The sequence below is a fragment of the uncultured Acinetobacter sp. genome (assembly GCF_947624825.1).
Lineage (GTDB): Bacteria > Pseudomonadota > Gammaproteobacteria > Pseudomonadales > Moraxellaceae > Acinetobacter.
The window spans coordinates 1-2531 of record NZ_CANQLZ010000125.1; the positions used below are offsets into that span (position 1 = coordinate 1).

A 2531-nucleotide genomic window follows, 5' to 3' on the forward strand; every position below is an offset into this window, starting at 1 on the left:
TATAATTTAATATGATATAGAAGTTTTCGAACTATAACGAACTATATAAGATTGAAATTGTCATAATTATTAAGAATGACGATTTTCATAAAATAACTTCTTCAATGTGAACAATTTACAAAAAAGGTGCATGTATGGGCTGACTACGCAAGTCTACCCATCATGTCACCAAAAAAATTCGATGCCTATATTATGCGTCAAGATGCTCAGAAAGTATTGCTTGTTGGGAATTTTTTTCTTGATGGCTTTTAAGCTAGCTCATACTGTTTCATTGAGTAGCTTTTGTGAATTTTAATTTTTTTGCCCTTTGATTTTAAAGCCATAAAAATTGAGCAATTTACATTGACGCAAATGCTCACAAACTTGATATTGGCCTAAGTTAAAAATCAGTTACATTAAATCGATCTTGCAAAGCATCGAAGGAGTGAGTGAGTCATGGCGCATAAGAAAAAACAGCATCAGCAAAAGTTACAGCAACAAGCCCAAGATGTGCAAAACAATGGGCAACAGCAACAGCAACAGCAACAGCAAAAACGCAAGACCAAATAAGTTGATCATTGATTTAATCAAGTAACCCTCCTGTGAGGGTTGTTTGCTATGGGGTTTTCATGTTTAAAGCAATTGGATACGCTTTAGTGGTGATGTTACTTAGTGCTTGTCAGCCACCACCTGCTACACAAGCAATTACATGGCAAAAACCTTATCTGTATTGGCAGCTTAAGCGCACGCCGCTACAAGCACCGCTTTTGATACCGGTAGAGCAAGTGGCTTTTAGACAAATTGACGATACATGGGGAGCTGCAAGAAGTGCTGGGCGTCGCCATGAGGGTGTGGATATTTTTGCCAAGCGTGGTACAGTTGTAATGAGTACCACTCAAGGGATTGTACGTGACGTTGGCACCAATCATTTAGGTGGTAAAGTTATTTGGATTATAGGGCCTGAATTAAGCTCACATTATTATGCCCATTTGGATGCGTATGCTGAGCATATTCAAGCAGGCGATTGGGTGGACGCGGGCACAGTATTGGGTTATGTGGGTAATAGTGGCAATGCCAAACACACACCGCCACATTTGCATTATGGAATTTACTTACAAGGACAAGGTGCAGTCAATCCTTATCCTTATTTAAAGCCTTAAGTTTGAGGGGTCACTTCCTTTTTAAACTCCAGTTCATAGCGTCGTACATAAAACATAAAATATAAGGTACCTGACAATAAAACAGCAGCAGCTAAAATAAATTGCTGTGGATAAGCCACATTAAAACTTTGTAAGGTACTAAAGCTTAAACCGCCAATCAGTTGTACTAAGGCAAAGGTCATCGTGGCCATGCCCCAAAGTTTTTTATAGGCCAAACCGTAATATTGCAAAATCGTATAAGAGGTTAAAAACACCACAGCAGGATTAAGCAAACCCGTTAACAGCGATGATAAAAAAGTCAACAGCGGAAAACTTGGTACTAAGGCAAACAAAATAGCTGCCACATAAAAACTATACAGTAATTTTAAGGCTTTTAAATTGCCAAACTTTAGCGCAAACAAATAGGCTGTGAATGCCCCAAATGCGCTGCCAATCCCGTATAAAATCCAATTAAAATTAATCCAAAATAAAGATAAACCTAAACTTTGAGTTAAATAATCAATCCAAAATAAAGAATGTGGAATATAGGCAAAGGCACTACAGGCATAAACCAAAATTAAGGTTTTATAAAACCCATCCGGGCGTGTATTGGGCGCTTGGGTTTGAGTATTATGATCGAGTTGCTGATGAAAGGGATAAATCAACTTGGCAATAAACACGGTAAACAACACCGCAAAACTAAATAAAATCAGCCAAGCTTGCGTAATACTAATACGATCTAAATAAGGTAAAAACAGCGTTGCTGCTAACACACCAATTCCAACACCACTAAAGCCAACAAAGTTGATTTTTAGACGTTGACTAGCATCGGCACATTGCGCAACCACAGTGGGTGCTAAGATCATCAGTAAGCCGCCGCAAATCCCTGAAAGCACTCGCCAAAAGATATACCATGCCCCTGTAAAGCCATCAAAGGCACAACACAGTAAACTCAAACTTCCAATCACGCCGGCACCCGTCAAATAATGTAGCATCTTGACGTTTTGTGCTAAGCGCATGGCCCAAAATGCACCAATCAAATAGCCCAATAAGTTGGCGCTGCCCAACACACTGGCAAAGTTGCTACTCCATTCAAAGGCTTCTCGGGTACTGGGTAATAAAGCGGTATAAGAAAAACGTAAAATCCCCACCGCAAGTCCGGTGCTGAGCATTAAAAATATGCTCAGGCGTTGTGTAATTGAGAACATCCTGTTCCTTTGTCGTTATTATTTGCTTAAATTTAAACCAATCTTAACCCATTTAGCGAGCTTTTATAGATAACCAACATAGACTTATGGGTTTTTATTAAGCAATACGCTAAAAATGCCTATTTTTCACATTAGATCTCTTGCGAAAGTTAATTTAAGAGCATCCAATTCACCATTCCAGCAATTAAATTCATTCTTAGACCAA

At 38.8% G+C, this 2531-nt stretch carries 2 protein-coding genes; one reads left to right on the plus strand and one right to left on the minus strand.

Annotated elements, in window-relative coordinates; genetic code table 11:
• The first annotated feature begins 608 nt into the window (after positions 1–608).
• Complete coding sequence (locus Q0017_RS13720; RefSeq protein ID WP_298148020.1) at positions 609–1139, plus strand: M23 family metallopeptidase; 531 nt, start codon at positions 609–611, stop codon at positions 1137–1139.
• Here the strand turns inward: Q0017_RS13720 and Q0017_RS13725 are convergent.
• Positions 1136–2326 carry a YbfB/YjiJ family MFS transporter gene (locus Q0017_RS13725; protein WP_298148023.1) on the minus strand — a complete coding sequence of 397 codons (1191 nt, stop codon included), beginning with the start codon at positions 2324–2326 and terminating at the stop codon, positions 1136–1138. The genes Q0017_RS13720 and Q0017_RS13725 overlap by 4 nt on opposite strands.
• Positions 2327–2531: the final 205 nt, after the last annotated feature.

What these genes read in the sequence shown, in the direction of transcription:
- Q0017_RS13725 (WP_298148023.1), bottom strand. Translation starts at nt 2,326, where the DNA reads ATGTTCTCAATTACACAACGCCTGAGCATATTTTTAATGCTCAGCACC.
- Q0017_RS13720 (WP_298148020.1), top strand. Translation starts at nt 609, where the DNA reads ATGTTTAAAGCAATTGGATACGCTTTAGTGGTGATGTTACTTAGTGCT.